The following is a 24,488-nucleotide window of genomic DNA, read 5'->3' as shown; positions in this document are numbered from 1 at the left end:
AAAGACCAGCCAACAAAATAGTCGGGAAATATCATTTAGCTTGTAATTTTAGATGCAAAAAAACCGCTCACATGAACGTGAACGGTTTTGGAGATTATGCTTTTTGATAACGAAGCACTGGTGTACGAGCAGCACGAGTTTCGTCTAGACGAGATACGACTGTTGTATGAGGTGCTTCTTGAACAATTGATGGATTTTCTTCTGCTTCTTTCGCAATTTGAATCATTACATCACAGAATGCATCTAATGTTTCTTTTGATTCTGTTTCAGTTGGCTCAATCATCAATGCCTCTTCCACATTTAATGGGAAGTATGTTGTTGGTGGATGGTAGCCAAAGTCTAACAGACGTTTTGCGATGTCTAATGTACGAACGCCTAGTTTCTTCTGACGACGACCTGATAAGACAAATTCATGTTTACAGTGACGGTTATATGGTAGATCGTAGAATGGCTCTAAGCGACGCATCATGTAGTTGGCGTTTAATACAGCATATTCTGTAACAGCTTTTAAGCCATCAGGACCCATTGTACGAATGTACGTATAAGCACGAACATTGATACCAAAGTTACCATAGTAAGGTTTTACGCGTCCGATTGATTGTGGACGATCGTAGTCAAAGTGGTATGTGCCTTCTTCAGTTCTTACTAATACTGGTTTTGGTAGGAATGGAATTAAATCTGCTTTTACACCTACTGGACCAGAACCTGGACCACCGCCACCATGTGGGCCTGTAAATGTTTTGTGTAGATTTAAATGCACACAGTCAAAGCCCATATCGCCAGGACGTGCTTTACTCATTACAGCATTGAGGTTCGCACCATCATAGTACACTTTACCGCCTACAGAGTGAATTAGCTCTGCCATTTCGATAATGTTTTCTTCAAACAACCCTAGTGTATTCGGATTCGTTAACATTAGAGCTGCTGTATCAGAACCTACTACTTTGCGAAGGTCTTCGATATCAACTAAGCCATTTTCATCTGATTTAACAGTGATTGTTTCAAAGCCTGCTACTGTCGCAGATGCTGGGTTTGTACCGTGAGCTGAATCAGGAACGATTACCTTGTTACGGTGACCTTCACCATTTGCTTCATGGAAGGCACGAATCATCATTAACGCTGTCCATTCACCATGAGCACCTGCTGCTGGTTGTAATGTAACTTCATCCATCCCAGTAATTTCTACTAAAGAAGTTTGAAGATCATAAAGAAGCTCCATTGCCCCTTGTGCTGTTGATTCATCCTGTAATGGGTGAACATTTGCAAAGCCAGAAAGACGTGCAACTGTTTCGTTAATTTTCGGATTATATTTCATCGTACAAGAGCCAAGCGGATAGAAGCCAGAGTCTACTCCATGGTTTCTACGAGAAAGTGCTGTATAATGACGCATAATATCAAGCTCAGACACTTCAGGTAGTTCTGCTGCCTCTGAACGTACTAAGTTTGCAGGTAATAAATCTGCTAGGTCTACCTCAGGCACATCTAGTACTTCTAAGCTATAGCCAACGCGACCTTCTTTTGAAATTTCAAAAATGAGTGATTGATTTTCGTTATGCATTAAGAGCCCCCATTTCTGCAACAAGTGCATCAATTTCTTCTTTCGTGCGTAATTCAGTTACTGCGATTAGCACATGATTTTTAAGAGAGTCATAATTTTGACCTAAAGGATAGCCACCGATAATACCCTTTTCGATTAAGCCTTTATTGATTTCCTTCACACATTTATTCGTTTTCACAACGATTTCATTGAAGTGTGCGCCTTGGAATGCTACTGTAAAGCCTGCTGCTTCAAAGGCATTTTTTGCATAACGTGTTTTCGCGATATTTTGAGTAGCCATTTCACGAATTCCTTGTTTTCCTAGAGCTGTCATCGCTACAGAAGCTGCAAGTGCAAGTAGTGCTTGGTTCGAGCAAATATTGGAAGTTGCTTTATCACGGCGGATATGTTGCTCACGTGCTTGTAGTGTTAATACGTATCCACGACGGCCTTCACCATCCACTGTTTCACCAACAAGACGTCCTGGTACCTTACGCATCAATTTTGTTGTCACTGCAAAGAAACCACAGTGTGGGCCGCCGAAAGCTTCAGAAATACCAAATACTTGCGCATCACCTACACAAATATCAGCACCAAGCTTGCCAGGAGGCGTTAAAATTCCTAATGCCAATGGGTTAGAAGATACAACGAGTAAGCTTTTTGCAGCATGTGCAATATCCCCAATCACTTGGATATCTTCCACTTGGCCAAAGAAGTTTGGATATTGTGCAATAACAGCTGCTGTGTTGTCATCGATTAACTCTTTTAATGCATCCACATCTGTCACACCATCTTTTTGCGGGATAGTCACGATATCAATGGATTGACCATATGCATATGTAGCAACAACATCGCGATATTCTGGGTGCACTGCTTCTGACACTAAAATTTTCTTGCGACGCGTATGACCAGCTGCCAACATACCCGCTTCTGCCAATGCTGTACCACCGTCATACATAGAAGAGTTAGCAAGATCCATTCCCGTTAGCTCAGCAATCATCGTTTGGAATTCAAAGATAGCTTGTAGCTCACCTTGTGAAATCTCTGGCTGATATGGTGTATAAGCTGTATAGAATTCTGAACGAGAAATAACATGGTCTACGATCACTGGTTTATAGTGGTTATAAACACCTGCACCTAAAAATGATACGTTGGCATTTGTGTCCTTATTTTTAGCAGCAAGTGCCGTTAACTCTTTTAATAACGCAGATTCTGATTTTGCTTCTTTAATATCATAAAGGCCTTTAAAACGGACTTTCTCAGGAATATCCTCAAATAACTCATCGACTGAGGATACACCGATTACGTCTAACATTTCTTTTTGATCTTGCTCCGTCATAGGTAAATAACGATGTTTCATAAATGTAGGTCCCTCTTTTCAACTATTATTTTGAACGCTTGTAAAACGGTGTTTCTACTGTTATTACCTTTAAGTGTTTACCGCGAATTTCAATTTCTAGCTCAGTTCCGATTGTTGCGAATTGACTGTCAATTAATGCGTGACCAACATTACGTTTTGATGAAGGAAGCTGTGTACCAGTTGTCACTTCACCGATTTCTTGACCATCCTTAAACACTTTGTAGCCATGGCGTGGAATGCCTTTATCAATCATTTCAATGCCTACAAGTTTGCGTGGTAGACCATTTTCCTTTTGAGCTACTAATGCTTCATGACCAATGAAGCCTTCTTTATTTAATTTCACAGCGAAACCAATACCAGCCTCTAGAGGAGAAATTGTTGCTGATAGCTCTTGACCATATAGTGGTAGCCCCGCTTCAAAACGAAGTGTATCACGACATCCTAGTCCAGCTGGAACCACACCTTTTTCTTGACCTGCCTCTAAAATTTTACCCCAAAGCGCTTTGATGTCTTCTGGAGCGCCATATAATTCAAAGCCATCTTCACCTGTGTAGCCACTGCGAGACACTAATACTTTATGTCCTGCAACCTCCACATTCTCTTGGAAGCGGAAAAATTTAATGGCACTTACATCAGTCGAAGTAAGGGATTGAAGAACTTCTTCTGCTAGTGGTCCTTGAAGAGCAATTTGTGCGTAGGCATCCGATTGGTTATCAATCGTCACATCATATTGATGTTGATTTTCCATCATCCAATCATAGTCTTTTTCAATGTTAGCTGCATTGACACATAATAAATAGTGATTGTCAGCTAATTTATATGTTAATAAATCATCAACAACGCCACCATCTTCGTAGCACATTGCCGTGTACTGCGCTTGACCGTCAGCAATTTTTGATACATCATTTGATAAAAGATTTTGTAAAAAACCTAATGCATCGGGACCTGTTACTAAAATCTCTCCCATATGTGATACATCAAATAAGCCTGCACGATTACGTACTGCATCATGTTCTTCTTTAATAGAAGAGAATTGAACAGGTAATTCCCATCCACCGAAGTCAACTGTTTTTGCACCATATTTCGCGTATTCTTCAAATAGAGGTGTACGTTTTAATTCATTCGACATTCTTTTTTGCCCCCTTATTGTTAGTTACATTTTTACTGGTAGTAGTTCGTCTGCTTTTTGTATTCCTACAGTCAATTAAGTAAAACGGGCTATAGACATAAAAAAAGACAGACGAACCCCTTTTCGGGATTCTCTGTCCTTGCACCTGAAAGTTACACCAGACTGGCTCGCAAGCTTTACCGTTGCCAATCAGTCGGCTTTCCCCTTTGGTGGCTGTTATTGTTATACTACAGCTCTCTCCAGAGTTGCGTCTTGTACGAGTCCTTTTACCTGAGAGATTCATAGCCCATTGCTACTTGCTCCTTCGGTGGCGTCTACACGCTCTCTCCCCGCACAATCATCCGCCCAAGATAAATCTTGGTACTATTTAGTATTCAATGAACATTTAGTTACTTATTTGTCTATATCCTAACATTAAATGCATTGGAAAGGCAATCATTTTTTAAAAGATAATAAAACACGAACATTAAATAAAAATAAGCTATTTATCGTTCGTTTTTCAATCTTTTCACTTGAAATACTAAATACTCTAGAATTTGGCGAATCGTCCTACCTTCTGTCAGTACCTGAATATGACCTGCATCACGGTAAAACTTCCTTCTGTAGTGATACAGACTTTCTAGCTCCTCCTTTGTAGAGCTCTGTACAATGGGTCTATTTGGATCATGCTGAACTCGTTTATAAATATCCTCAAACGACGCATCTAAAAAAAACACCAGTCCACTGCGTCTCATAATTTTTCGATTTTCAGCATTGATGGCAACGCCACCACCAGTCGAAATAATACAGGCCTCGTCCCTAAAATTTTTCAAAAATTCTGTTTCTATTTCTCGAAAGTGGGCCTCACCGTATTTTTCAAAAATCTGTGGAATTGTCATCCCCTGCTGACGCACAATCTCATGATCCATATCATAATATGGCATCTTCAATAAATAGCTTAAACGTCTTCCTAATGCACTTTTTCCACTACCCATAAAACCAACTAAATATATTTTTCGCAATTCGATTCACCTTCTTATAACTACGATTCTACACTGTCTGACAAAATTTGTCCCAATAAATTTATCGTAGCTCGAACATTCAATTTTTCTAGCCCATCATATGTTCGATACTGCATTTCATAAGACATATAATACGCAAGAACAAAAGTAGTTACAAAAAATAATAATGCAATTGCGATCAAAAAAATAGCCCCTCTGTCATTTTTCAATAATTGGCACATAAAAGGTTCGCTCCTTTTGAATACCACTAGCCATTTCAACAGCTACCGTCAGCTTATTTTCGGAATAGCTAAATTGACATTTATTGATTCCTATTAGCATAGGAACATGTCCACCCTTTACCTGCTCACGAATAATATTCGAGTAGCAATCAATATGATGGAGCGTATTAGCTGTTTGGAAAGTTATTCTTTTTTGATCTTCACGAATGGAAAAGGTGGAAAGTTCTTTTAGAGAGAGGTTCAAGTCAGAAACAAATAGTTCCCACTTTGTTTGTTCATCTATTAGCATAGTTGATTTCATTTCAGCAAACCAAAGTATTATAAGGACAAAAAAATGAGAAATAAGCACAAAAACGACTAATTGAAACATAGCTTCTATTAATGTATAGCCTTTTTCATTCATGCACTTCACCTGTCACTTGGATACATTTTTGGCGTGACTCTTGTAAATTTTGAAATTGGACACAGACTTGTTGTTCGTCAACTATCCAATGATAAGCAACCTGTTCAATGGTCCGAGAGCCCTCTGTTACTTGAATCGCATGGTACTGTTTTAAACCTTCGTATGCTGTTTCAGCTGCAATTAGCTCCATTTTTTTATTAGCAAGATTTGTTTTCATCGTATAGGTAATGGGGATTAACGAGGTACAAAGCAGCATCAAAATACCCACACCTAAAATAGTTTCTACAAAAGAATAGCCTGACTCATTCAATCCTAGCTCTCCCTCGCCCTAATGTTATGATTACTTTTTTCTTGCCCTGTGGTGTTTTAAATGCGATGGTGCCTGCTGTCATCACATTGCCGCTATAGTTATAGACAAGTGTTTGAATTGAACTCTCAGCTGGCAAAAATTCAACCCCCTTTGGAAAAGAGCGTTCATATAAATGAGTATAAATATCTTTTTGAATAGTATAACGATTTGTTGAACCATCCATTTTCAGGGCTATATATTGTCGTTGGCTCATACTATAGGTTTGAATATATTGAATATCCAGTTGTAATTGCGTAAAAAATCGTTCTAATTCCTTGGTTTCTGCTATTTTCAATGAGAATTTACTAACAATCGCTGTTAAACTCATAACAAGAAATAAGACAACCAGCATTTCAAAAATTGTAAAACCACCGTTTTTATGAACATTCATTAGCTATCCGTACCTGTTTCCAAGTTGACATTGGCTGGACGTACCTCTCCCTCATTAGTAATCACTATTTCTTCTTTATTTGGGCAGGTTGTTTCATTTTCCTTTAAATAGCCCTTTGCCACTAAATCCTCTAAGGTAGGATAAGCCATATAATCTACACGATACGCCTCTACTTGACCTTGTACCATGGATATATAAGCCGTACAGCCTTTCTTATCTATTGTGGCGAAATGCTTTGTAACATTTGGGATTGTAATTAAAATAAGAATGGATATAATTAACAAAACTATAAGCATCTCAATTAAAGTAAAACCAGCTTGTTGGTTAAGACGTTTCATCATCTTCCTCCTAAACTAATTCAATCATGTGATAGATGGGTAATAATAAACTGATATAAGCCGCTATTATACAAGCAGCTATAAGGATAAAGAAACTTGGCTGCACAAAAGCTAATATTTTTTGCAAAAGCTGTTCCTGCTTTTCCATTAATAAATCGCTATACAATACTAACTCTTTTCCTAAATATCCGCTGTGCTCGCCATGCTCAACGAACATCGGAAAATCCTTTTGAAAAACGGCCATGATCGTTACCGCCTGTGTGAGTGATTCTCCAAAGATGACTCTATCTTTTATACGCTGTGAAAGAACTTGAAGAAATGGTTGTAGTTGCTGTTCCTCTAATAGCTGTAGGCTTGCTTGTAATGAAAATCCACTTTGTAGTAAGCTTCCTAAATAAGCAGCAAATTGCCTTGTCAAAGTCAACCTAAAATAGCGTTGTATAAAGGGGATTTTTAATAAGACTGTAAGTTGATGAGCAACAGCTTGTCGTTTAAGATAGAATCGAAAAAGGAATACGCTACCTATTACTATGAACATGGTCGAGATAACTACATCTGGAACATGCAATAACAGATTGGACAATGCAATGCTTGTCTCTTCTGTTTCAGAGGTACGACTGCCGACCATTCTTTCAATGTTCGGCAAAAAAAATGTACGAAACACAAAAAATAATAACAATAAAAAGATAATCAGTGTGACAGGATAGATCAGCAGCTTGATTAACTTTTTTTAGTCTTTTCACTTACTGTTATCTGTTTAGCTACACCTTTAAATGCTTCTATCATGTGGCCATTGTTTTCCGCCACCTTAATTGCCATTAAATAATGATTCCCTAGCTGTAATGTTTCAAATATCCCTGCAACGCCTACTCCTTGTCTGAGCTTTTCATCAATTTGCTGCTGTATGTCATCATGTGCTTCAATATGATGAGGTAGTAGCATGGAAATAGCTTGGGGAAATAAATATCCTTCCTGCATTAATACACATAAACGATTGAAAAGCTGAGCTTGCTCCTTTACCCGCCATTTTGTAGCCCGATTATAAAAAAGAGCAATTTTATCGATGTATGTTTGTAACTGCATATAGGCTCTCCACTAATTCTTTTTGTCCCATTAATGTTAAATCATAAGGAAGTTTGTAATTGCCCTTATCTTTGATAGCGGTGATGGCTCTTGATAGATGGTCATCATGTAATATCTCAAAGATAGCTCGACGTTCTTCATGTATAGCTGAGGTTTGAACAAGCATTTGGGCAACTATACCGATAACCGTTTGACGAAGCTCCTCTATCGACACACCTAAATCCATTAAACGATAGAGACAATTAATGGAGTCTTTTGCATGAATAGTGGAGACAACTAAATGCCCTGTTAGAGAAGCTTGGATGGCAATATTTGCTGTTTCTCTATCGCGAATTTCACCAATCATAATGACATCAGGTGAATGGCGCAAAATGGCTTTTAATCCTGCAGCATATGTAACGCCTGCTCGCTCGTTGACTTGAATTTGAAGTAAATTGGCTTGGCTGTTTTCTACAGGATCTTCTAAAGAAATCACATGTCGATTCAATTCTGTGGAACAGTAGTGGATGAGGGAATAAAGTGAAGTAGACTTGCCAGAGCCGGTTGCTCCCGTAAAAAACAGAAGACCTTGTCGGTTTTGTACCAGCTCCATGAGTTGGTAAGCTGCGCTTTTGGAAAAGCTTAGGGAAGTTAGTGGAAATGCATGATTTTGGAGAAGTAAACGAATAATTAAGCTTTCTTTTAAAAATACAGAAGGCAGTGTGGATACACGAAACGAATAAGAATTTTGCTCCATTGCCTTTTGAAAGGCACCGCTTTGAGGTTTACGACGCTCACTAATATCTAATTCTGCAAGAAATTTATAGTAAGAGATCATTCTTTCTGCAAGTTCATGAGGTAGCTCACCAGCGTGGAGAAGTTTATCATATTTTCGAAAATAGATCCGATACTTTATGTTTCCTGGAACTAGCAATAAATCGGATGCTCCAAAATGATAGGCCTTTAGTAAAAGTTGCTCACATTTTTGTTCAACAACTGTTTCAAAATTCTGCATATATGCACCTCTCTTTTAGTTCATTCGAATATGACCGCTCTATTCGTTATTTCCTAGTATAAGGAGGAACTCGCCACGAGAAAAGCCCTTTTCAGAAAATAAAAATTTATAAGTTAATTTTCTGCCAATAATGTTTTTTGCTATAAAAATGTGGATAAAGTGCAATTTTCCACTAAAAAAGAATATAAATACATGAAAAAATTAATATTTATGCCGAAATGAACTGTATCTTTTTCAATAATACAATATAATAGTATCAACATGATTATTTTCCTAACACTTGGTAGACGAACATAATTTTTATAATTAATTAAAGAGGTGAAGCTCATGATCCATCCATTAAAAATTACTAGTACACTAGCGGATGAAACAAGATACTCTATTTATGAGTACATATTGCAAGAGAAAAAAACAGTTACTGTACAACATATTGCTGATAAATTCGGTATCCATCCAAACGTTGCTCGACTTCATTTAACGAAGCTTTCAGAAATAAATATTATTACAGCTGACTATGTAAAAACAGGTAAAGGTGGCAGACCTGGACGTGTTTATAAAGCTTCAGAAAAAGGCGTATCTCTTACTTTTCCAAGACGTGATGAAGATCGTTTATTAAAATGGACGATACAATTAATTGAAGACTTTGGTCCATCTGCATTAACAAAGTGCCAGGAAATTAGCTACCAAGACGGCTACCAGCAAATGAAAAATTATATGAGTGCTGAATTGACATTAAGTAATTCTCTTTCCTTCGATGAAAAACTTCAGCTATTAACGGACAATGCCGCTTTAATTGGCTATATTCCACAGATTCAACAAACTGAGCAAGGAAAAAAAGTTATCTTCTCCATCTTCAATTGTCCATTCCAGGAGCAACTGACAGCCTATTCTGAAATTGTTTGTTCATTACATGAATCCTATTTAAAAGGGCAATTAGATGCATTGTTTACGAACAATGAATTTGTGCAAATGGAAAGTATGATACATAATTGCGATTTATGTAAATATGAAATAAACGTGACAGAAATCGATAGCTAGATTAAAAATCCATTTGTTTGTCACAAACATGGAGAAGTTCCAGTTTACAGACACCTTTCATATCATTTATAATGAGTAAGAGATTATTGTGTCGTGGGCAAAAGGAGGGGAAATTTCATGGATAATATGTATAAAGTTATGGCATTCTGGACAGGTATTTTTGCCGTTATGTTCTACCTTGGAGGTATGAACGAGGTATCGCTATTATTCTTAGGTAATACAGGTTTATTCTTATTATTAGGCTTCTTAAACCTTTCAGAACGTATGTACATGTACATTTTCGGAGCATATTTAACTGTATTCTTCGCTGGCTTCACGTACTATACAACATTCATTCACGTACCTGGTGGCGGTCATTAATACAAACAAAATCGCGTATCTCACTTTCGGTGAGATACGCTTTTTTATGTGCTAAAACAGTTTATTATCCATGTTTTAAAATCCATTTAAAAAAGGATTTGTCTCCATTTCTGCGCCTACCGTTGTATAATTACCGTGTCCAGGATAGATAATAGTATCCTCAGGTAATGTCAACAGTTTATTATGGATAGATTCCAATAAAATTTTGGTTGATCCCCCTAATAGATCTGTACGTCCTACACCTTGTTCAAATAACGTATCTCCCACGATGGCAAAACCGTCGTTTTCAAAGATATAAGAAATACTCCCCGGTGAATGCCCAGGTGTAAAAACAGCTTGAAACACAAAATTACTTATTTCAATTTGCTGTTCTTTTTTGATAATTGTATCTTGCGCTGGTGCAGCTACCCTATAATCTGGTAATGCAGGATATTTACTAGAGCCATTCTTCGTTGGATCTGCTAGCCAACTAACTTCCTTTTCATGAATCCATACAGGAACGTCAAATACCTCACGCACTGCATCTACTGCCCCTATATGATCAAAATGGGCATGTGTTAAAAAGATAGCAAGAGGTTTTAAGCCGTTGCTACGGATTGTTTTAATTAGACGCTCCGCCTCTTCACCTGGATCAAATACGATACATTCTTTTTCTTTATTCGATACGATATAGCAATTCGTTTGGACGGGACCAAGAGAATAACTTCGTACGTTCATCATAGTTATCACCTCAACTTCCTATTATACAGGCTTTGCCACAATTTGACGATAAATGTTCATAGTTTACAGTATTTTAGTCCTCGACAAAAACAAGTAGAACGTTTACAATTAAGGAGGAATATTGTTTGCGACATTCATTTTCTGATGTCGAAAGGAGTGTCTATTTTTAATGAACTTATTAATGGTTATTTTTGGTCTAGTAGCGATTTTAGCTGTATTTGGTACATTCCAAGCAATTAAAGAAAAGAACCTATTAAGCGTTGTTTTCAACTTATTAAGTGCTGCTGTATTCGGATGGTTCGTCATCATGACGATTGTTCACAGCGGTTACCCACCAAAATTACACTAAAATTCAGACAGAAAAAGAGCAGTCTCTTCGGAGATTGCTCTTTTTTTGTCTATTATTACTTATTGAATTGAAGAAACCGCTTCTTGCCGATTTGTAGTACATCATTATTCATTAATACTTGTGATATGTCATCCATCGCCATTTTTTCTCCATTCAAGGATACTCCTTTTTGCTTGATTAACCTCAAAAACTCACTCTTACTTTGAATAAAACCCATTGTCACTAGTTGTGGAATGATATCCACGATTCTTTCCTTATCAATTTCTAAGAGCAGTATAGGAATGTTTTTTGGTATTTCCTTTTTTTGAAATGCTGCTTCAAAATAAGCTCTTGCTTCCTCCACTGCTGTAGATCCATGGTATAAAGCCGTTATAATTTCTGCTAATAGGAATTTCAAATCGCGGGGATTCTCTCCCTTTTGTAGTCTATCTTGAATAGCCTGCACTTGTAGTGGATGCTCATCTGTTGCTAATTCGAAATATTTGATAATTAAAGTATCTGGTACTTCCATCACCTTTTTAAACATAATCTCAGGTGCTTCATTGATGCCAATATAATTACCTAAACTCTTACTCATTTTTTCAATACCATCTAACCCCTCTAGTAAGGGCATAAAAATAGCAATTTGTTTTTCTAATCCTCCATGCTTTTGTAAGGTGCGTCCCATTAAAATATTGAACGTCTGATCCGTTCCACCTAACTCTATATCTGCCTCAAGTTCTACTGAATCATATGCTTGCATAAGTGGGTAGAAAAACTCATGTATACCAATTGGGATGTGCTGTTGGTAACGTTTCTGAAAATCTTCGCGCTCTAGAAGTCGAGCAACAGATGTTGTGGCTGCTAGCTTGATGACTTCTTCAAAGGACAGCTTCGCTAACCATTCACTATTAAAACGAACCGTTGTCTTGTTCGGATCTAGTACTTTAAAAATTTGCTCACAATAAGTTTGGGCGTTTTTCTTCACTATATCGTCATTTAAGGCTATTCGCCCCTTAGCTTTACCTGTAGGATCGCCAATTCGTCCTGTAAAATCACCGATAACAATAACTGCATGATGGCCTAAATCTTGCATTTGCTTGATTTTCCGTAGAACAACCGCATGACCTAAATGAATATCTGGTGCGGACGGATCGAGCCCTAGCTTAATCGTTAAAGGTCGCTGTTCTTTATACGATCGCTCTAATTTTTCAAATAAATCCTGTTCATCAACGATCTTGTTAGCACCCTTCTTGATAATCGCTATTTGCTCCTTTGGTGTTAAAAACATACGAAACATCTCCTTGTAATATTAAATATTAATATTGCAAGTTCTATAAGAGTAAATGGGGTACCGATTTTGTTTACAAGGCTTTAATAGCTTTACACGTTTTGGCTTAGAAGGCATAAAAAAAACGCCTTTAGGAAATTCCTAAAGGACGTAGATAAACGTGTTACCACCTTTTTTCGAGAGCTATTCACATAGCTCTCCTCAACAAGTACAGCCATAGCGATACTTTTGCAATGATTACGGATGCAACCCCGTCGTAGCCTACTATAGTTTCGGTACGCAGCTCCAAGATGTATTCACTTTAATATCCCCTTGCGCCTCTCAACAACCGGCTACTCTCTGTCAGTTCCATTAAAGTTACTCGTTCTTTTCGATGCCTTTCACTCTTATACTCCGAAATGCGAAAAACAAATCTTCGTTATGCAGATATTTACACTTATTATAATCATATCTTGCTATTTGTCAATAAAAAGAAATGTTCAATAAAGTGTATTGACGTTGCATAGTGTTGTAAAACATTGCGAAAAGTGTTTTCTTTAGCATAGGATTCACAAAAAAATTTTATGAATAGTGCTTGAGACTAATTCTTTTTTATCAGCAATAAAAAGAGAGATCCCTATACGAGATCTCTCTTTGATTATTTAACTGAATCCTGCTTTAAATTACCTGTTTTTTCGTCATAGAAGCGAAGTAAGTCTCCATTAATGATGGCATCAGAATTTTCTAGCTCCATTGTAGCACGATCAGCATAAGACTGACATGGCTCACCATCTATTTCTTCGCCAGTTGCTTTGTCATAGCAAGCTTCACCAGCATAGACGTATTTATCTGTAATAAAACGTCCATCACGGAAGACTACAAAGTCCTCATGCTCTGGAGAAAATAAATCTGCCCCCATTTGCATATCTTTTGACGTTTCAACGCCAAGAAGGTGTAAGATCGTTGGACGTAAATCCATTTGTCCTGAAATCTCAGTCATTTCTTTTCCATCGCCAGCTCCTGGGATGTGGATGAATAAAGGTACTTCTTGAAGCATTGCATTATCCATTGGTGTAATTTGATCTTTTCCTAAATATTGTGCCATTGCTTTATTATGGTTCTCAGAAATACCATAGTGATCCCCATACATCACAATAATAGAATTATCATAGACACCTTGATCTTTTAACTGTTGGAAGAAGTCTTTTAAAGCCTCATCCATATAACGTACTGTTTGGAAGTAACGATTTAATGTACCTGAATTTGAATCATATTCAGGAATCATAATATCTTCTGGATCCAATGTAAATGGATAATGGTTCGTTAAAGTAATAAGTCTAGAGTAGAATGGCTGAGGCATATCCTTCATTAAAGCAGCTGATTGCTCTAAGAATGGAACATCTTTCATTCCCCAGTTTACAGCTTGCCCCTCTTCCACAGTATATGAATCTATATCGTAGAATTTATTAATTTTTAACGATTGATACATCATGTCACGATTCCAGAATGATTTATTATTAGGGTGCATGACATTTGTAAAGTATCCATTTTCTCCAAGGCGTTCAGCCATTGAATTATACGTATTTCCACCATGCGTGAAGAATACAGCACCTCGACCTAAACCAAACAGTGAGTTTTCAACAATAAACTCCGAGTCAGATGTTTTTCCTAACCCTGTTTGGTGATAGAAGTTACTGAAATAATACGTATCTTTATCTTTTGTTAAAGAGTTTAAGAATGGCGTAATTTCATGACCATTCATGTCATTATTAATGACAAAGTTTTGTAATGACTCCATCGATACCACAATCAGGTTACGACCTTTATATTTCCCAAACATCTCTGGATTTACAGCAGCCTGATTAGAACGTATATAGTTGTTCACTTCTACTAGTTCACTACCATCGGCTAACGCACGTTGTGCAGATGATTTAGATTGAATATAAATGTCATACAAGTGGTAATTGTACGTACCAATGTTTTTTACTAATAATTCGCGGTCAAAACTACGTGTTAGTAATTGTGGACGCTCAGTTTCTGCTAAGCCTAAATTTAAGAATGTCATTGCTATTGCAAGCACAAAGAATGCACGACGGAATTCAATATTCACTTTAAATGCATCTTTCATTTTTGGTAAAAATTTATTCGCTAAGATTAAGATAACGACATCAACGAAATATAATACATCCCAAGGCTCAACAATGGCTGCTACTGATGTTCCTAAGTCACTAAAGTTACTTGTTTGGAATAATACTGGTAGCGTAATAAAATCATTGTAGAATCGATAGAACGCTACATTTCCGTATAAAACAATGGACAAAATAACGCTGACCGTAATCAAATAACGATTTCTAGCTTTTGCTGATTTAAAGAATAGTGATAAACCATACGTAAATAGCAAGAAGCTTAATGGATTAATAAATAAAATAAACTGTTGCATTGCATTTTCAATTTTCATTTCAAAGCTTGTGTGGTAAACAATGACCGTTTTGATCCAAGTTGCTATAATTGCTAGTATCATAAATGAATGTTTAGGCCACTTTATTGATTTCATTCCTAACATCCTCCCTACTTCCTTACAAAAAAATAATAATTATTTACATTTTGTTACGGAAACAAAATATATCTTAATCCTTTTTTAACAGATAATCAACACATATCTTAGGGAAAATTTTTTCTCCCTGCTCTTTCTATGCACCAGATATCTATATATACGTTTTGCATTGTAAAAAGTTTCGTAAAAACATAAAAACAGCGGAAACCCACTGTTTTTAAGAATATTACATACATGTTACATTAATTTTACAATACCCAATTACATTATATTTCAAACATTACTTTTTATGCTCTTCCATACGAAGTCTTGTTGTTTCTTGTCGAATAAGCAGTAGAGCCATTTGATAATCTTTTATATCTAGTACATTCGCTTTATAGAGCTCACGTATTTCATCCTCCATCAACATCAAATCGCCAATAGGATCACGTGTATAAATATAGGTACCATATGTTTTCAAGAGTTCATAAATATCTAGCATTTTATCCATTTTCATTCGCTCCTCGTTGTGCAACACAGTCAATACGTTTTGTGGGCGTCACAATGATATCTACTGGGCAATCATGTGCTTCAGTAGGAACACAATCAATGATTTGCTCATCAAAGAGCAGCGACATCAGCTTACCCTTATTATAGTTTAATACATAGCGGTCATAATAACCACCGCCATAGCCGATTCGATAACCGTATGGATCAAAAACAACGCCTGGTACAACAATGATATCCATCTCATTTGCGTCAACAAACTCACTTTTTGCTGGAATGGGCTCACGCAAATGCATATATACAGTTTCAAGCTGTGCAAATGATTCAATGGCATAAAATGACATTTCTCTTGTTTTTGGGTGACATTTAGGAACTGCGACCTTTTTACCTAGTTTCCATAATTCCTCAATTATAAGAATTGTGTCGACTTCTGGCTTATTTGAAATGGTCATGCCAATTGTATTTGCTTCTATTATATATGGTTCCTGTAGCACCTTGTTTAACACAGCTAATGATTGACGATGATAGTCTTCATCCGTCATAGTTGCAAGGGCTTGGCGTACCGTGTTTCGTAAAGTTGTTTTATCCATCTAGGCTACCTCCTATATCGTAAAACTTCATATCCTCCTGGAATTGTTACATTGAATGATGTGATAAAATGTAGAAAGCCAAAACCACTTGTGGTTTTGGCTTAATGAGCGATTACTTAGTTTCACGGTGAAGAGTGTATTTCTTCTCGCGAGAGCAATATTTTTTAAGTTCAAGACGCTCTGGATTGTTACGCTTGTTCTTTTTAGAAATGTAGTTACGTTCGCCGCAATCTGTGCAAGCTAAAGTAATATTTACGCGCATCATTAACCCTCCCACTCTATATCAAGAATTTAAATTTGAGCATGATTTATACGACTAACCTATTATAACATAAACTGAAAAAAAATCTACCTTCATTTCATATTAAGTTTGCATATGGTAAAATATCTTATAATTACATACTACATTGAGGTGAAACTATTGGATTTATCCATCGTATTAATGAGTATTGGCATTTTTCTGATCATCGTTTCGTTCTTTTTCAAAAATAGCTCGAAAAAAATCGAACAAGATGTCGAAGAATTATCTATCTCCATCTTCCAAGAAACGAATAATTTAAAACGTCGCCTTAAGATTGTGGAGGAAGAACTTTTACTAGAGCCAGAGTTCCAAGTGAAATCAAAATCAAGTATCCCTCCAAAAGGTCAAGATCCTAAAGTGCACCAAGTCATGCAGGCCGTTCAACAGGCTGCACAGAGTTCAAAAGTTGGACAAACAACAGCACCAGCAAAACCGATTCATCAAATTATTATTAGTCAGGTACTTGAATTAAATAAACAGGGTCTTTCTGTAGCAGATATTAGTATTCGCTCAAATTTAACAGAAGAGCAAGTTCGGCAAGTGATTGCAAACGGGGGGCGTTGATTGATGAATAAGTCTGCCATTCGTGCATTTGGTATAGCCATTTTTCTTGTTGGGGCATTGCTTGCACTAGCAAACCGCTTCGATGTAAATATTGGTCTTCCTACTAAGGAATTTTCCAATCAACAACAGGTAAAAGAACTACAAAACAAATTAAGTAAGGCCAATCAGGAAATTGCCTCGTTAAAGGATCAATTAAAGCAAGTACATACGACTGAAAAAACTTCTACAACAGATGCATCTGAACAAGCTGATGAAGAAGCAGATACAGATGTAACAACGATGTCTCTGCAAATCTATAGTGGTATCACACCCTATAGTGTGGCCCAAAAACTTGAAGACGGTGGCATTATTACCAATAGTGTTGAAATGGAGTTACTACTCGCTAACCCTAAATATGCTAGAAGCTTACAAATCGGCTCCTATGAAGTCAATTCTGCCATGACTTTAGAAGAAATAGCTAATTTAATTACAGGTAAGAAACAATAACATAAAAAGCTGTCGCCCATTCATATATGAGGCGACAGCTTTTTTATTACGCTATACTTTCTAGAAAGGCTTGCATCATCATACTACCTTCTTTTGTGCCGATTGATTCAGGATGAAACTGCAGCCCATAAAGTGGATATTCTTTATGTTGAATGGCCATGATTTCTCCGTCATCACCCGCTGTGGCGAGTATTTTAAAATCCTTGTGTAAAGTTTGTTCTTCAATAATAAGTGAATGATATCGCATAACCTCGATATCCCCATCTAATTGGGCAAATAAACCTGTTTGCTCGTATTGTAATGGGGACAGCTTTCCATGCATAATATTTTTGCCTGTACTATATTTGCGCCAAAAGCCTGACCTATCGATTGGTGCCCAAGACATATACCTAAAATAGGGAATTTTTGACAGAGTTCCTTGATGACCTCTATCGTTATCCCTGCTTCATTTGGCGTTCCTGGCCCTGGTGATAAAATGATGGCTTCTGGCGACAGTTTTTGAATTTCTTCTATAGTAATGGCATCATTCCGTACGACCTTGACGCTTTTTCCAAGCATACTGATTTGCTGAAATAAATTATAGGTAAAAGAATCGTAGTTATCTATGATTAAAATCATTTTTTTACCTCCAATAGGGCACGTGCCTTATTCAGTGTTTCTTCATATTCTGACAATGGAATCGAATCATAAACAATACCTGCTCCTGCCTGTACATGTGCCTTTTGATCCTTAATGAGCATCGTGCGAATCGCGAGGGCCAAGTCCATATCACCAGTTGTCGAAATATAGCCTACTGCTCCCGCATACACCCCACGCTTTACTGGTTCTAATTCATTAATCAATTGCATGGCCCGAATTTTTGGTGCCCCTGACACTGTACCAGCAGGTAAACAAGCACGAAGTACATCCAGTACATGGAGGTCATCTCGCAATTCGGCAATAACCTCAGATACCATATGCATCACATATTTATAGCGCTCAATTTTCATGTATTTGGTTAGCTTGACAGAACCCACTTTTGCAATACGTCCAAGATCATTGCGACCTAAATCCACTAACATACGGTGTTCAGCTATTTCCTTGCTATCCACTAATAGCGCATTTGCGATGGCTTCATCCTGTTCTATTGTCGTGCCACGCGGCTTTGTACCTGCTATTGGATTGGTTGTCACTTTTCGATTTTTTACTTTTACAAGACTTTCAGGAGATGTTCCTAAAATAATATAGTCACCATAATCCATATAAAACATATAGGGTGATGGGTTAGACGCGCGCAATTGACGATAGAGCGAGAACGGCGAACCTGTAAACGGCGCAGAAAAACGTTGCGATAACACAATTTGGAAAATATCACCTCTCAAAATATGCTGCTTAGCACGTTCCACCAAAGCAACAAATCGTTCCTTTGAAATCATAGGCTTAAACTGTAGCTCATCCACCTTTAATACCTCAAAGGTCGTACCTGCACAAAGCTGTTGCTCCATCCTTGTAATAGCAGCTTCCATCTCCTCTAATGAACGCCCATCCTGAAATAGATCAATCGAAGCTAGTGTAATTTCTTGTGTTAGATGATCAAAAACAATAAATGTATCATAGAAAAAAACATGAACATCAGGCATAGCTAAATCATCCTGTAAATAGTCACCTATTTTTTCTGTGTAAAATGCTGTTTCATAGCCAAAGAAACCTATAGCTCCTCCAAAGAAAGCAAAAGGATAGCTTTCTTTATGAAAGGGTATTAGTTCTTTTAATCGATCAAGCACATTGCCCCTAGCCTTGTCATTTTCTGCTCCTTTTGAAAACACGAATTCTTCATTGTTTCCTTTTAGTTCAGCCACTGGATTGATGGCGATAAAGGAATATCGCCCATTTTCCTCATGTTTCGCTGAGGATTCGAACAACATTTTATGCTGCCCTTTCAGTGATTGATACACAGAGATCGGGGTCATCATATCCCCATGTAATACTTTCATAGCATACTTTCTAAGCTCAACTGTCATACTCTTCTCTCCTTCTCTAAGCTCTGCTCATCTACACCTCATCTATCTTTAGCAGCAGAAATCTGCTAAAGGCTTTCTCTTCTTTCAGCTAAAACATTTGCCGTCTAAAGAAAAAAATATAAAAAAGGCCTTTCCATCACAAAAGGACGGAAAAGCCGTGGTGCCACCTTCATTGGTCTCCTGATAGGAAAACCCTCTCTAAGCCTTGTAACGTAGGCATCCGCTAATCCGTACTTTTTTCAGGATTAGAGCTCCGAAGTCCATTCACTAAACATTTGTACTAGTTTTCACCAACCACTAGCTCTCTATAACAAATTGTACTAGCTACTACTCTTCATCAAAGCTGATTTCTTGGTAATATTGTAAAGCAAACTATCTTACAATTCAATTTATTTTTTATTTTGCAGACTTTCTTCTTCAGGATGGCTAGCTAATGTAATCGATAGCTCCTCCATTATTTGACGAATGGCAAATAAAATATCCTGCCGCACTTCCAGCATAACAGCGGTATCATTTGTGGCAACAAAGAATCGAACAAGCACGCGATACGAATCATGATGAAATTCATCTATAAATACATGAATCATGTCTTTCTCTGTTTTAGCATGTAAATAAATTTCCTTATGAATGGCCGTTAAAGCGCTACGTATGTCTTCCTCATTATTAGCAGCAGCGATATATAAAAATTGCTCACATTTCCGTTTTTCTCGTTTAGATAAATTATAAAGTGGGCGATTCACTAAATAGGAGTTCGGCACATACACAAGTCCTTTGTCTCCTGTTTGAATTAACGTACTTCTTAAATTAATATCCTCAATCGTTCCTTCAATTTTCTGATCCTCTGTCGCAATCCAATCTCCTATTTGGAATGGATTATCTAAAGCTACGGACATGCCACCAAATACATGCGCTAGTGTATCGCGAATCCCAAAGGCAATCGCCACACCCGTTAAGCCGATTCCAGTTAAAAAGCCATTCAGATTAAAATCCCAAAAGGAAGCAATCGTAAACATAGCAAAAATCATGATAAGTACTTTACCGATTCGTAGAAAAAACGGTAGTAAAACATTTTGATCCTCTTCGCTTGTTAATTCAAATGGTTGTTTCGTATAAAAATTCAAAACATCGTAAATCCCTTTAAAAGCAAAAAACACCATAATAGACAATACAAAATTCTTTGTTGATGGATGTGTAAATAAAGGGACTTTTATTAAATAAGATAAACTTAGCACAATGACCGTCGTCATAAAGGCATAGCCAATTGCTTTACTAAATTGAGCCAGTACATTTGCTTGGAAATTGCGCTGACGGTCTTTTAAAAATAGCACAACACGATGAATAATTTTTTTGATGATGAATCGTTGAATAAGCCACCCTACTAAACAAATAATGACAGCAATTAAGCCATCTAGCCAGGTTGGGACTGTAAATTTAGGTAATAACCAATGTAATGAATCCATGTATTTCTCCTTTATAACTACCTATGTATCGCCAGCAAAAAGGAGCCGACCTTCAGTAATGGTTAGCCCCGTTCTTGTTATTGTATGGCATCATCTGCAAAAAAAGCCTTACTAGCAAACCAAAATTGCTGTTTATTAAAGTTATGTTCATGCATGGCAATTACCGAAAATTCAGCATGATATTTTTGCTTCATTTCCTTTAGCATCATTTTTGCTTGCTTGCCAACGAGATGCTGCCCATCAATAGGTGCTCCTTCTGTAAAAATAATGACATCTGCTTCTGTACCTAATTGATTTTCCTGTAGCAATGCTTTCACAAATTGTAAAACAGGTAAAATGGCTGCCTCTCCCTTTGCCTTATATTCGATAAAACTTTTAAAATCAGCTAAATTTAAATGACCATTTTCAAAGCGGTAGTGGACATGAATTTGCCGATCATACGGTACAATGTATAAATCACGACCTTCTCGATGTGCACTCATAAATAACGCTAAAATCATACTTTTACAAATCTCAGAATAAGCGGCCATTCCTGTCGTTTGTTCTAAACAAATAATCATCGGGCCAGGGTCTTGTTGATAATCATGAAAGGGTACATAGTAAATATTGCCGCTTTTCGTTGTCTGTTGCTTAAGCTTTTGACGTCTAAGCTCTGACCATTTTCGTTCATAATACTGGCGTTGCTCTTTGCCATTTGCTAAGCGTTCTGCCTTCTCAATAGCAGGAATATTCTCTTGGATTTCATGCATGATATCCGTCAATTCCAGAGCAAATGCTGCCATATTTCGTAATGGCTCACTCTTGAAAAAATAATCGATAAAATAATGTTGTTCCCCTTCACTTAACTCCTCTATATGTAGGTTTTCATAGAGAAAACGTAAATAGTCAAGTTGTTCTATTGTCAACTGCTTGTCAAATTGCTTGATGAGGGATTCAATCGCATCTTTCATGTAGCAGCACCTCCTAAGCACCACATTTTTTGGATAATGTCTATAGTATAACCAAAAAAAATTTTTGACAATACAAAAACGCTTGCTATAAAGACGCTACAGCCAAAGACAATGTTGCTGCTTCAGGAGATTTTTTTCTGCAAATGAAAAAAAGAGCTAAAACGCAGCTCTTCTTTCTTAATTATTTAATTCATAATGTTTGCCTTTTACTAAGTAAAATAGATGTTCAGCAATATTTGTAGCATGATCAGCAGAACGCTCTAAATAGCGGCAAATAAATGTTAGGTGCGTAATCTGTGAAATATGGGAGGGGTTTTCTACCCCAGCACGGAGTAAAAGGGTGATCGTTGCCCCGTATAAATCGTCCACGTAATCATCTAACTCTGCAATCTCTTTAGCGCGTACCGTATCTTCCTCAGTAAAGGCCTTCATGATGCTCTCTAGCATTTCTACTGTTTTATTGCACATGGTTTGGAGATTTGTTATTGGGAATATCATTGGCTCCTTACCAATTCGAATTGCTTCTTTAGCTATATTAACCGCATAGTCCCCTACTCTTTCCATATCTGAAGCTGCCTTTACGAGAACCATGAGACGGCGTAAATCTGTTGCTACTGGTTGTTGCTTGGCAATCATTAGGATCACATGGTCATTAATTTCTTCTTCAAGGCGATTAATGATTAAATCGTCCTCCAAAATTTTCAAAGACTTTTCTAAATCCTGCTCTACCAATGCTTCAAAAGCTGTTTTTAATGCAAGGATACTGCTATTGGCAATTGCAAGAAATTGCCCCTGTACCTCTTTTAACTCTTGTTCAAAACGTTCACGTACGATCATTCATTGCTCCTCCTTAGCCGAAACGTCCCGAAATATAGTCTTCTGTACGTTGATCTGCTGGTGTTTGGAAAATAACATCCGTTTTATCGTATTCGACAACCTCTCCACTTAGGAAGAATGCTGTACGATCAGAAATACGTGCCGCTTGCTGCATATTATGTGTCACGATGACAATGGAATAATCCTTTTTCAGTTCTTGAACCAGCTCTTCCACTTTCAACGTAGAAATCGGATCTAAGGCAGATGTTGGCTCATCCATTAAGATGACATCAGGCTCAATCGCTAAGCAACGTGCAATACAAATACGTTGTTGCTGACCACCTGATAATCCGTAAGCATTTTGATTCAAACGGTCTTTTACCTCGTCCCAAATGGCTGCCCCTCTTAATGATTTCTCCACAATTTCATCGAGAATTTTTTTATTTTTAATGCCATGAATTCTTGGTCCATAGGCAATGTTATCATAAATGGATTTTGGAAACGGGTTTGGCTTTTGGAATACCATACCTACACGTGTTCTTAATTCCTCTACCGTATAGTTTTTATCTAAAATATTTCGCTCACGATATAAAATTTCTCCTGATGTACGTACGATTGGTACAAGTTCAACCATGCGGTTTAATGTTTTTAGATACGTAGATTTCCCACAGCCAGATGGTCCAATAATAGCCGTTACTTCATTTTCATAGATGCTTAAATTAACATCTTTTAAACCATGATGATCACCATACCATAAGTTTAAATTGCGTGTATCATAGACAATATTTTTCGCCACATCTGCTATAGGCTTAGTCGTTGCCTGGTTCCGTTTGACAATTGTTTTTTCCTCTTTAAAATCTAATACCATAAGGTCACCTCATTAATAACGTTTTTGGAATTTATTTCGGATATAGATGGCAATCGAATTCATTAATAGCAGCACTGTCATAAGCACTAAAATACCTGCGGCTGCTACGTATTGAAAGGCTTCTTGTGGTCGTTTTGCCCAATCATAGATTTGCATTGGTAATGCTGTAAATTGACTCAGTAAACCATTCGGTAAAAACTGGAGGATAACTGGAATTCCAATTACAACTAGTGGAGCTGTTTCTCCAATGGCACGAGACAAGGCTAAAATACTTCCTGTCAAAATACCTGGAATGGCAGCTGGCAATACAACACGCAAAATCGTTTGCCATTTCGTTGCACCCATGCCATATGAAGCTTCACGTTGTTCGTTTGGCACTGCACGAATAGCCTCTTGAGCCGCTACAATTATAACAGGTAAAATTAACAAACTCATTGTAAAGCCAGCAGCTAAAATGCTTTTTCCTAGACCCATCATACGTACAAAAATAGTTAATCCAAGTAATCCAAAAACAATGGAAGGAACACCTGCTAGATTCGATATATTCATGCGAATAAAGTCATTTATTTTATTTTTCTTGGCATACTCCTCTAAATAAATCGCAGTACCAACTCCTAAAATAATCGATACTGGTGCTACAACTGCCATTAACCAAAGCGAACCGATTAAAGCAGCTTTGATACCTGCCTTATCCGCAAATCGTGATGCAAAATTCGTCAAGAAATCGATATTTAAGTAATCAATCCCCTGTGTCACAATGCGGTACAGTAAAATAGCTAAAGCAACAAGTGCAAACGTAGTAGCTAAGAAAAAGAGAGTTTTCCAAACTTTATTTGCTGTAATACGCTTTGTCATTCGTTTCATGACGACTGTGTCATCCATATAGCGCAT

At 37.3% G+C, this 24,488-nt stretch carries 29 protein-coding genes, 1 pseudogene, 1 riboswitch and 2 other annotated features; of the genes and pseudogenes, 5 read left to right on the top strand and 25 right to left on the bottom strand.

The window, feature by feature from the left end; all coding sequences use genetic code 11:
• Positions 1 to 94: 94 nt before the first annotated feature.
• The 12 genes from gcvPB to comGA form a co-directional block, all read right to left on the bottom strand.
• Positions 95 to 1,558: an aminomethyl-transferring glycine dehydrogenase subunit GcvPB gene (gcvPB, locus tag HXV90_RS00750; RefSeq protein ID WP_269898112.1), complete on the bottom strand. Its 1,464-nt coding sequence runs from the start codon at positions 1,556 to 1,558 to the stop codon at positions 95 to 97.
• Positions 1,551 to 2,897, bottom strand: a complete 1,347-nt coding sequence (gene gcvPA, locus HXV90_RS00745; protein WP_004231057.1) for an aminomethyl-transferring glycine dehydrogenase subunit GcvPA — start codon at positions 2,895 to 2,897, stop codon at positions 1,551 to 1,553. The genes gcvPB and gcvPA overlap by 8 nt, the downstream gene beginning before the upstream one ends.
• 25 nt (positions 2,898 to 2,922) lie before the next feature.
• Positions 2,923 to 4,026 (bottom strand): glycine cleavage system aminomethyltransferase GcvT, encoded by a 1,104-nt coding sequence (gene gcvT / locus HXV90_RS00740; RefSeq protein WP_048392264.1) that lies wholly within the window; start codon positions 4,024 to 4,026, stop codon positions 2,923 to 2,925.
• 248 nt (positions 4,027 to 4,274) lie between these two features.
• A riboswitch (glycine riboswitch) is annotated at positions 4,275 to 4,367 on the bottom strand.
• Positions 4,368 to 4,511: 144 nt separating this feature from the next.
• Positions 4,512 to 5,027: a shikimate kinase gene (locus tag HXV90_RS00735; protein WP_004231053.1), complete on the bottom strand. Its 516-nt coding sequence runs from the start codon at positions 5,025 to 5,027 to the stop codon at positions 4,512 to 4,514.
• A 20-nt stretch (positions 5,028 to 5,047) separates the two neighbouring features.
• Positions 5,048 to 5,209: a hypothetical protein gene (locus tag HXV90_RS00730; RefSeq protein ID WP_225340350.1), complete on the bottom strand. Its 162-nt coding sequence runs from the start codon at positions 5,207 to 5,209 to the stop codon at positions 5,048 to 5,050.
• 16 nt (positions 5,210 to 5,225) lie between these two features.
• A complete protein-coding gene (gene comGF, locus HXV90_RS00725; RefSeq protein WP_054549143.1) occupies positions 5,226 to 5,651 on the bottom strand; it encodes a competence type IV pilus minor pilin ComGF in 426 nt (141 codons plus the stop codon).
• Complete coding sequence (locus HXV90_RS00720; RefSeq protein WP_112118304.1) at positions 5,644 to 5,961, bottom strand: hypothetical protein; 318 nt, start codon at positions 5,959 to 5,961, stop codon at positions 5,644 to 5,646. The genes comGF and HXV90_RS00720 overlap by 8 nt, the downstream gene beginning before the upstream one ends.
• A complete protein-coding gene (gene comGD, locus HXV90_RS00715) occupies positions 5,954 to 6,391 on the bottom strand; it encodes a competence type IV pilus minor pilin ComGD (RefSeq protein WP_259950863.1) in 438 nt (145 codons plus the stop codon). The genes HXV90_RS00720 and comGD overlap by 8 nt, the downstream gene beginning before the upstream one ends.
• Positions 6,391 to 6,729, bottom strand: coding sequence for a competence type IV pilus major pilin ComGC (gene comGC / locus HXV90_RS00710; protein ID WP_048392260.1), 339 nt, complete (start codon positions 6,727 to 6,729; stop codon positions 6,391 to 6,393). The genes comGD and comGC overlap by 1 nt, the downstream gene beginning before the upstream one ends.
• Before the next feature lie 10 nt (positions 6,730 to 6,739).
• On the bottom strand, positions 6,740 to 7,357 hold the full coding sequence (locus HXV90_RS00705) for a type II secretion system F family protein (RefSeq protein WP_269898111.1): 618 nt from the start codon (positions 7,355 to 7,357) through the stop codon (positions 6,740 to 6,742).
• A 92-nt stretch (positions 7,358 to 7,449) separates the two neighbouring features.
• The gene (locus HXV90_RS00700; RefSeq protein ID WP_269898110.1) at positions 7,450 to 7,812 is read right to left on the bottom strand and encodes a hypothetical protein; all 363 of its coding nucleotides are present in this window, start codon (positions 7,810 to 7,812) and stop codon (positions 7,450 to 7,452) included.
• Positions 7,787 to 8,806 (bottom strand): competence type IV pilus ATPase ComGA, encoded by a 1,020-nt coding sequence (comGA, locus tag HXV90_RS00695; protein ID WP_112118243.1) that lies wholly within the window; start codon positions 8,804 to 8,806, stop codon positions 7,787 to 7,789. Before comGA ends, HXV90_RS00700 begins: the two co-directional genes overlap by 26 nt.
• A gap of 327 nt (positions 8,807 to 9,133) precedes the next feature.
• Here comGA and HXV90_RS00690 point away from each other — a divergent pair, with 327 nt between their 5' ends.
• Both HXV90_RS00690 and HXV90_RS00685 read left to right on the top strand, forming a co-directional pair.
• Complete coding sequence (locus tag HXV90_RS00690) at positions 9,134 to 9,844, top strand: helix-turn-helix transcriptional regulator (protein WP_048392257.1); 711 nt, start codon at positions 9,134 to 9,136, stop codon at positions 9,842 to 9,844.
• 117 nt (positions 9,845 to 9,961) lie between these two features.
• Positions 9,962 to 10,204, top strand: a complete 243-nt coding sequence (locus HXV90_RS00685; RefSeq protein ID WP_004231035.1) for a DUF2626 family protein — start codon at positions 9,962 to 9,964, stop codon at positions 10,202 to 10,204.
• 75 nt (positions 10,205 to 10,279) lie between these two features.
• Here HXV90_RS00685 and HXV90_RS00680 read toward each other — a convergent pair whose 3' ends face one another.
• A complete protein-coding gene (locus HXV90_RS00680) occupies positions 10,280 to 10,924 on the bottom strand; it encodes an MBL fold metallo-hydrolase (protein WP_257960689.1) in 645 nt (214 codons plus the stop codon).
• Between the two features lie 169 nt (positions 10,925 to 11,093).
• On the opposite strand from HXV90_RS00680, the gene HXV90_RS00675 reads away from it, so the two are divergent.
• A complete protein-coding gene (locus HXV90_RS00675; protein ID WP_004231029.1) occupies positions 11,094 to 11,273 on the top strand; it encodes a DUF2759 domain-containing protein in 180 nt (59 codons plus the stop codon).
• 55 nt (positions 11,274 to 11,328) lie between these two features.
• Here HXV90_RS00675 and tyrS read toward each other — a convergent pair whose 3' ends face one another.
• The 5 genes from tyrS to rpmG all read right to left on the bottom strand — a co-directional run bounded on the left by tyrS (position 11,329) and on the right by rpmG (position 16,414).
• On the bottom strand, positions 11,329 to 12,543 hold the full coding sequence (gene tyrS, locus HXV90_RS00670; protein WP_269898109.1) for a tyrosine--tRNA ligase: 1,215 nt from the start codon (positions 12,541 to 12,543) through the stop codon (positions 11,329 to 11,331).
• Positions 12,544 to 12,684: 141 nt separating this feature from the next.
• Positions 12,685 to 12,926: a binding site (T-box leader), on the bottom strand.
• Positions 12,927 to 13,180: 254 nt separating this feature from the next.
• Complete coding sequence (locus HXV90_RS00665; protein WP_048392681.1) at positions 13,181 to 15,076, bottom strand: LTA synthase family protein; 1,896 nt, start codon at positions 15,074 to 15,076, stop codon at positions 13,181 to 13,183.
• Between the two features lie 280 nt (positions 15,077 to 15,356).
• On the bottom strand, positions 15,357 to 15,566 hold the full coding sequence (locus HXV90_RS00660; protein ID WP_004231021.1) for a YqgQ family protein: 210 nt from the start codon (positions 15,564 to 15,566) through the stop codon (positions 15,357 to 15,359).
• Positions 15,559 to 16,152, bottom strand: a complete 594-nt coding sequence (locus tag HXV90_RS00655; RefSeq protein ID WP_048392254.1) for a 5-formyltetrahydrofolate cyclo-ligase — start codon at positions 16,150 to 16,152, stop codon at positions 15,559 to 15,561. The genes HXV90_RS00660 and HXV90_RS00655 overlap by 8 nt, the downstream gene beginning before the upstream one ends.
• A gap of 112 nt (positions 16,153 to 16,264) precedes the next feature.
• A complete protein-coding gene (gene rpmG, locus HXV90_RS00650) occupies positions 16,265 to 16,414 on the bottom strand; it encodes a 50S ribosomal protein L33 (RefSeq protein ID WP_008408521.1) in 150 nt (49 codons plus the stop codon).
• A gap of 150 nt (positions 16,415 to 16,564) precedes the next feature.
• On the opposite strand from rpmG, the gene HXV90_RS00645 reads away from it, so the two are divergent.
• Together HXV90_RS00645 and HXV90_RS00640 are read left to right on the top strand one after the other, a co-directional pair.
• Positions 16,565 to 17,017 (top strand): hypothetical protein, encoded by a 453-nt coding sequence (locus HXV90_RS00645; RefSeq protein WP_231595624.1) that lies wholly within the window; start codon positions 16,565 to 16,567, stop codon positions 17,015 to 17,017.
• A gap of 3 nt (positions 17,018 to 17,020) precedes the next feature.
• Entirely contained in the window at positions 17,021 to 17,503 is a 483-nt protein-coding gene (locus HXV90_RS00640; RefSeq protein ID WP_048392679.1) for a hypothetical protein, read from the top strand.
• Between the two features lie 46 nt (positions 17,504 to 17,549).
• On the opposite strand, the pseudogene HXV90_RS00635 reads toward HXV90_RS00640, so the two are convergent.
• The 7 genes and pseudogenes from HXV90_RS00635 to pstA all read right to left on the bottom strand — a co-directional run bounded on the left by HXV90_RS00635 (position 17,550) and on the right by pstA (position 24,488).
• A pseudogene (locus HXV90_RS00635) lies at positions 17,550 to 18,121 on the bottom strand (anthranilate synthase component II).
• Entirely contained in the window at positions 18,118 to 19,503 is a 1,386-nt protein-coding gene (trpE, locus tag HXV90_RS00630) for an anthranilate synthase component I (RefSeq protein WP_269898108.1), read from the bottom strand. Before trpE ends, HXV90_RS00635 begins: the two are co-directional and overlap by 4 nt.
• Positions 19,504 to 19,642: 139 nt before the next feature.
• Positions 19,643 to 19,853: a binding site (T-box leader), on the bottom strand.
• Positions 19,854 to 19,892: 39 nt separating this feature from the next.
• The gene (locus tag HXV90_RS00625; protein WP_269898107.1) at positions 19,893 to 20,963 is read right to left on the bottom strand and encodes a mechanosensitive ion channel family protein; all 1,071 of its coding nucleotides are present in this window, start codon (positions 20,961 to 20,963) and stop codon (positions 19,893 to 19,895) included.
• Between the two features lie 77 nt (positions 20,964 to 21,040).
• The gene (locus HXV90_RS00620; RefSeq protein WP_048392249.1) at positions 21,041 to 21,913 is read right to left on the bottom strand and encodes a vWA domain-containing protein; all 873 of its coding nucleotides are present in this window, start codon (positions 21,911 to 21,913) and stop codon (positions 21,041 to 21,043) included.
• A 177-nt stretch (positions 21,914 to 22,090) separates the two neighbouring features.
• The gene (phoU, locus tag HXV90_RS00615) at positions 22,091 to 22,750 is read right to left on the bottom strand and encodes a phosphate signaling complex protein PhoU (RefSeq protein WP_048392248.1); all 660 of its coding nucleotides are present in this window, start codon (positions 22,748 to 22,750) and stop codon (positions 22,091 to 22,093) included.
• 13 nt (positions 22,751 to 22,763) lie between these two features.
• Positions 22,764 to 23,597, bottom strand: a complete 834-nt coding sequence (gene pstB / locus HXV90_RS00610; protein ID WP_048392247.1) for a phosphate ABC transporter ATP-binding protein PstB — start codon at positions 23,595 to 23,597, stop codon at positions 22,764 to 22,766.
• Positions 23,598 to 23,609: 12 nt separating this feature from the next.
• Positions 23,610 to 24,488: a phosphate ABC transporter permease PstA gene (gene pstA, locus HXV90_RS00605; protein WP_048392246.1), complete on the bottom strand. Its 879-nt coding sequence runs from the start codon at positions 24,486 to 24,488 to the stop codon at positions 23,610 to 23,612.

It is taken from the genome of Lysinibacillus sp. JK80 (assembly GCF_027557635.1).
GTDB lineage: Bacteria > Bacillota > Bacilli > Bacillales_A > Planococcaceae > Lysinibacillus > Lysinibacillus capsici.
The sequence above is the reverse complement of the archived record's forward strand: the minus strand, read 5'-3'. Positions and strand labels throughout refer to the sequence as shown.